Genomic DNA, 4763 nt, shown 5'->3' with positions numbered 1-4763 from the left:
CTGCTGGCCTACAGCTCGTCAGACGTCGAGCTGCGCGTCCGTGATGCCGAGCGCGGCGGCGATCTTCTCGCGCGTCGACTTGCGCAGCTTCTCGCTGCTCTCCTGTTGAGCGTAGCTCGCGCCGATCTTCAGCGGCGTGCTCGCGACGCTCGGCGCGGCGTTCGCGCCTCTGAAGCCCGTGTTCGACTGGCTGGTCGGTGCCGTAAAGAGCGCGTGGGACTGGATCACGCGCCTGTTGGGTCCGGTCGACGCCAGCAAGAAGAGCCTCGACGCGGCGGCCAGCGCCGGCAAGGGGTTCGGCGCGTGGCTCGCGGATATCGTCGTTGTCGCGGCGCAGGCTGCTGCGCGCTTCGTCGACTTCGGCGCGAACCTGATGTCCGGCCTGGTCAACGGCATCAAAAGCGGCTTGGGCTCGGTGAAGGATGCGATCGAGTCGGCCGGTGGCAGCGTGATCGGCTGGTTCAAGGAAAAGCTCGGCATCCATTCGCCGAGCCGAGTTTTCGCCGCGCTCGGCGGCTTCACGATGGCCGGCCTCGAGCAGGGCCTGCGCGAGGGCCAGGACGGGCCGCTGTCAACCGTGCTCGAAGTCGGTAAGCGGATCGTTGCCGCCGGCGCTGGCATCGGCATCACGGGCGCGGCGATCGCCGGCGGCGCACCACTCACGGTCGACAACCGCCCGCCGCTCACGGTCGCGTCGGCCGCTGCCCGCGCGCCTGTCGCGCCGGCGCCGATCACGATCCAGGTGTATGCGGCGCCCGGCATGGATGAACAGGCGCTCGCGCAGAAGGTGCTGCAGGTGATGCGCCAGGAACAGGCCACGCAGGCCGCGCGCGAGCGCTCGCGACTGCGCGATCGGGATTGAAGGAGAGGTTCGCATGATGATGGCGCTCGGGCTGTTCGTGTTTAGCCTGTCGACCCTGCCCTACCAGGAGCTGAAGCGCCGGCGCGGCTGGCGCTTCGCCAGCAACAACCGCGTCGGCAAAAAGCCCGCACGGCAGTACGTCGGCGAGGACGACGAAACCATCAGCCTGTCCGGCGTGCTGCTGCCGGAGCTGACGGGCGGCGACATGTCGCTCGCCGTCATTGAAGCGATGGCCGACCAGCACACCGCCTGGCCGCTGATCGAGGGCACCGGCCACATCTACGGCATGTTCACGATCGACAACATCGACACGACACGCACGCTGTTTTTCGACGACGGCACCGCGCGGCGCATCGAGTTCACCATTGCCCTGACGCGCAACGACGATCTCGACATGCTCGGCATCNCGCGCGCCGGGTCGGCGCCGGCATCTTCCGGGACCAATCCGCCCCCCCGGGGAAGCCTCTAGGACGCGTCAGCAGGCCCGCCAGCGGCCCGCCAGCGGCCCGCCGCGCGCCGGTGCACCGTCCGCGCGTCGTCGCGCGGCCGGCCGCCCAAAGGGCGCCAGAGGCCGCGCCTCTCACGCCTCGACATGGCGAAAAAAAAGCCGCCGGCACCGAAGTGCCTGGCGGCTTTTTGCTGCTGGCCTACAGCTCGTCAGACGTCGAGCTGCGCGTCCGTGATGCCGAGCGCGGCGGCGATCTTCTCGCGCGTCGACTTGCGCAGCTTCTCGCTGCTCTCCTGTTGAGCGTAGGCCGACTGGCTGATGCCGAGTCGCGTCGCGACTTCGGCCTGCGTCAGCCCGAGATATTCACGCCACGCGCGCAGGGGCGTTGCCCCGTCGACCGTCGCGCTGACGACTGCATGCGGAATCAGGTCGCGCTCTTCGTCGCGCTGCGCCATGTATTCCGCGTAGGTGAACAGGCGCTCGCGCAGAAGGTGCTGCAGGTGATGCGCCAGGAACAGGCCACGCAGGCCGCGCGCGAGCGCTCGCGACTGCGCGATCGGGATTGAAGGAGAGGTTCGCATGATGATGGCGCTCGGGCTGTTCGTGTTTAGCCTGTCGACCCTGCCCTACCAGGAGCTGAAGCGCCGGCGCGGCTGGCGCTTCGCCAGCAACAACCGCGTCGGCAAAAAGCCCGCACGGCAGTACGTCGGCGAGGACGACGAAACCATCAGCCTGTCCGGCGTGCTGCTGCCGGAGCTGACGGGCGGCGACATGTCGCTCGCCGTCATTGAAGCGATGGCCGACCAGCACACCGCCTGGCCGCTGATCGAGGGCACCGGCCACATCTACGGCATGTTCACGATCGACAACATCGACACGACACGCACGCTGTTTTTCGACGACGGCACCGCGCGGCGCATCGAGTTCACCATTGCCCTGACGCGCAACGACGATCTCGACATGCTCGGCATCGTGACCGACGCCATCAAGGGGGCGATCTCGCTATGAACCTGTCGGACATCCCTGGCGCCGACATGGTGCAGAAGGTCGTGATCGCCGACGATCGCGTGCCGCGTGCGATCTACTCGATCACGCTCAACGGCAAGAACATCACGAAGAAGTTCGACGGCCGGCTGATCTCGCTGACGCTGCAGGACAACCGCGGCTTCGAAGCGGACCAGCTCGACATCAGCCTCGACGATTCTGACGGTGCCCTCGAGATTCCGAATCGCGGCGTCACGCTGAAGCTGGCGATCGGCTGGGCCGGCGCGGCGAACGGCCTGGTCGACAAGGGCGAATTCATGGTCGATGAGGTACGGCACACCGGCACGCCGGACGTGTTGACGATCCGCGCGCGCAGCGTCGATCTGCGCGCGGGCCTGTCGATCAAGAAGGAGCGCTCCTGGCATCGGCAGACGGTCGGCGCGATCGTGCGCGCGATCGCCAGTCAGAACAAGGTCGAGGCGCGTATCAGCAAGGCGCTCGACGGGCAGCTCGTCGACCACATCGACCAGACGGCCGAGTCGGATGCCAATCTGCTGTCACGCCTGGCGAAGATGTTTGACGCGATCGCCACCGTGAAGAATGGGCTGCTGCTCTTCATCAAGGCCGGCGAGGCAACCACGGCGAGCGGCAAGCCACTGCCGGCCGTCACGATCACGCGCGACGTCGGCGACCGTCACGACTTCGGCGTCGCCGATCGGGACACGTATTCCGGCGTGCAGGCGTTCTACCTGAACACGCGCACCGCGAAGAAGCAGTCGACCACCGTGAAGCGGCGCCGGCGTCGCACGACGGCGAAGAAGAAGCCGATCGACAAGAGCGGCGACGTGTTGTTCGGCACGGCCGAGAATGTGAAGACGTTGCGGCACACGTACGCGAACAAGGCGAACGCGACGCGCGCGGCGAAAGCGGAATGGGAGAAGTTGCAGCGCGGCGTTGCAGAGTTCAGCATTGTGCTGGCGCTCGGCCGCCCCGAGCTGATGACCGAATTACCTGTAACCGTGCGCGGTTACAAACGTGTCATTGATGATTGCAACTGGATCATTGCGCGCGTTACACATTCGATCGACGGTAACGGCGGATTTACATCGGACCTCGACCTAGAGGTCAAGGCGAACGAGGTGCCGGAGATCGACACCTCGGAGACGGGCTGACGTTACGTCAGTAGCAGGTCGCGGATGTTCGATAGGCTCAACATCGCGCTCGTCACCTGCGCGAGCAGCGCCGCTCGCTCGCCGGCCGACAAATCGCGCACTGCGCGCGTCTCGCGGTTCCCGGCTACAGTGGAGCTGGCGCGCCCACATTGGGCGGCTATCGTGGCTTCGGTACAGCGTCGGATTACCCCGTCCTCGGCTGTTGCATTTCGGAATTGCGGCTCTTGCGGCTTGTTACTCACAACGGCTTCCTCTTCGGATATTTTGAGAGGCGCTACGACGTGAAACGGCATTCACGCGTGCTGTAACGCGGCCCCATTTTCGTGCTTTTTTCAGACAAATGGAATGAAGGAGAAAGCCCCGTGAAAGTTAGGAAAACGCCTAACTTTCGCGGACTTTCTCCCGACCACTCGTCCCCCGCCCCTGCGACGCGCGCATTACTGCAACAACAACTACCGCTCGAATCATGGCTTCCCGGACGACTCCCCCTCGGCTCAACTGGAATCTGCTGCGCGCATATAGCGAGATCGCGCGCTATCGCAGCATTTCGGAAGCGGCGCAGGCAATGGGAGTGCAGCGACCGACCGTCAGCGAGAAGGTGTCCGCGCTCGAGCGCGTCCTCGGCCGTCCGCTGATGGAGCGTCGTTCAGGAAGTGATGGGTTTCGGCTTACCGAATTCGGAGCGCAGCTCCGCACCGTTGTTGCGCGGTTCGATCGCGAACTCGCTGCGTTGTGCGAATTTTCTCGTGAGGAATCGACCGGCATGACGACGATCGACGTGTTGGGTGAAGTAGAAACCGCGATGGCGGCGCTCGAGCGCGCCGCAGAGACACTTCGTCAGTCCTGACCTTTCACACCGCTCTTACGCGGAGATCGCGCGCCCTTTGTGCGCTCTGCGTCTGCCTGTGCGTCTTTGAGCGCCTGCAGCGCCGCAGCATCCAATTTCGCTACTCGGTTTTCAGCAAGACGCGGAAGCCTCTTCGCCGGCGCGCCCGAAATCGTCATCGTGCCCGCGAGCAGGAAGCCATTGATCGACGCCTGCACGGCCGTCCGACCGACGTCGTTCAACTGGCGAAACCCATCGAGCAGCTCGGCTTCGTCGTCCGGCATCGGCCCCCCTTGCGCACGCTCGCCAGTTACGACGTACAGCACGTCGACCCCGACCTTCGAAAGCGCCGCCAGGTAGTTCGCATCTGGCGATCGCGCGTCGGATTCGTAATTGAGCTGCGCCTGCTTACCGAGGCCGCCCAGTGCGGCGAACTCTGCCTGGCTCAGACCGATACGCATCCGCTCCTCC

8 protein-coding genes are annotated in these 4763 nt (G+C 65.3%); 5 read left to right on the top strand and 3 right to left on the bottom strand.

Annotated elements, in window-relative coordinates:
* Positions 1–18: 18 nt before the first annotated feature.
* Positions 19–228, bottom strand: coding sequence for a hypothetical protein (locus HWX07_RS37110; RefSeq protein WP_244130072.1), 210 nt, complete (start codon positions 226–228; stop codon positions 19–21).
* A gap of 7 nt (positions 229–235) precedes the next feature.
* Here HWX07_RS37110 and HWX07_RS35925 point away from each other — a divergent pair, with 7 nt between their 5' ends.
* Together HWX07_RS35925 and HWX07_RS35920 are read left to right on the top strand one after the other, a co-directional pair.
* A complete protein-coding gene (locus HWX07_RS35925) occupies positions 236–862 on the top strand; it encodes a hypothetical protein (protein ID WP_244130071.1) in 627 nt (208 codons plus the stop codon).
* A gap of 13 nt (positions 863–875) precedes the next feature.
* Entirely contained in the window at positions 876–1331 is a 456-nt protein-coding gene (locus HWX07_RS35920) for a phage tail protein (protein ID WP_175879432.1), read from the top strand.
* Between the two features lie 188 nt (positions 1332–1519).
* On the opposite strand, the gene HWX07_RS35915 is transcribed toward HWX07_RS35920, so the two are convergent.
* On the bottom strand, positions 1520–1891 hold the full coding sequence (locus tag HWX07_RS35915) for a helix-turn-helix transcriptional regulator (RefSeq protein WP_244130070.1): 372 nt from the start codon (positions 1889–1891) through the stop codon (positions 1520–1522).
* Between HWX07_RS35915 and HWX07_RS35910 the strand changes: the two genes are divergently transcribed.
* The 3 genes from HWX07_RS35910 to HWX07_RS35900 all read left to right on the top strand — a co-directional run bounded on the left by HWX07_RS35910 (position 1890) and on the right by HWX07_RS35900 (position 4313).
* Positions 1890–2318, top strand: coding sequence for a phage tail protein (locus HWX07_RS35910; RefSeq protein WP_027809278.1), 429 nt, complete (start codon positions 1890–1892; stop codon positions 2316–2318). The genes HWX07_RS35915 and HWX07_RS35910 overlap by 2 nt on opposite strands.
* Positions 2315–3466 (top strand): phage late control D family protein, encoded by a 1152-nt coding sequence (locus HWX07_RS35905; RefSeq protein WP_175879431.1) that lies wholly within the window; start codon positions 2315–2317, stop codon positions 3464–3466. The genes HWX07_RS35910 and HWX07_RS35905 overlap by 4 nt, the downstream gene beginning before the upstream one ends.
* 466 nt (positions 3467–3932) lie before the next feature.
* Positions 3933–4313: a LysR family transcriptional regulator gene (locus HWX07_RS35900; protein WP_175879430.1), complete on the top strand. Its 381-nt coding sequence runs from the start codon at positions 3933–3935 to the stop codon at positions 4311–4313.
* On the opposite strand, the gene HWX07_RS35895 is transcribed toward HWX07_RS35900, so the two are convergent.
* A complete protein-coding gene (locus HWX07_RS35895; protein ID WP_175879429.1) occupies positions 4304–4753 on the bottom strand; it encodes a helix-turn-helix transcriptional regulator in 450 nt (149 codons plus the stop codon). The genes HWX07_RS35900 and HWX07_RS35895 overlap by 10 nt on opposite strands.
* Positions 4754–4763: the final 10 nt, after the last annotated feature.

This window comes from Burkholderia sp. BCC0097 (genome assembly GCF_902832985.1).
Lineage (GTDB): Bacteria > Pseudomonadota > Gammaproteobacteria > Burkholderiales > Burkholderiaceae > Burkholderia > Burkholderia orbicola.
Note: the sequence above shows the minus strand (reverse complement) of the source record. Positions and strands in the feature narration are given on the sequence as shown.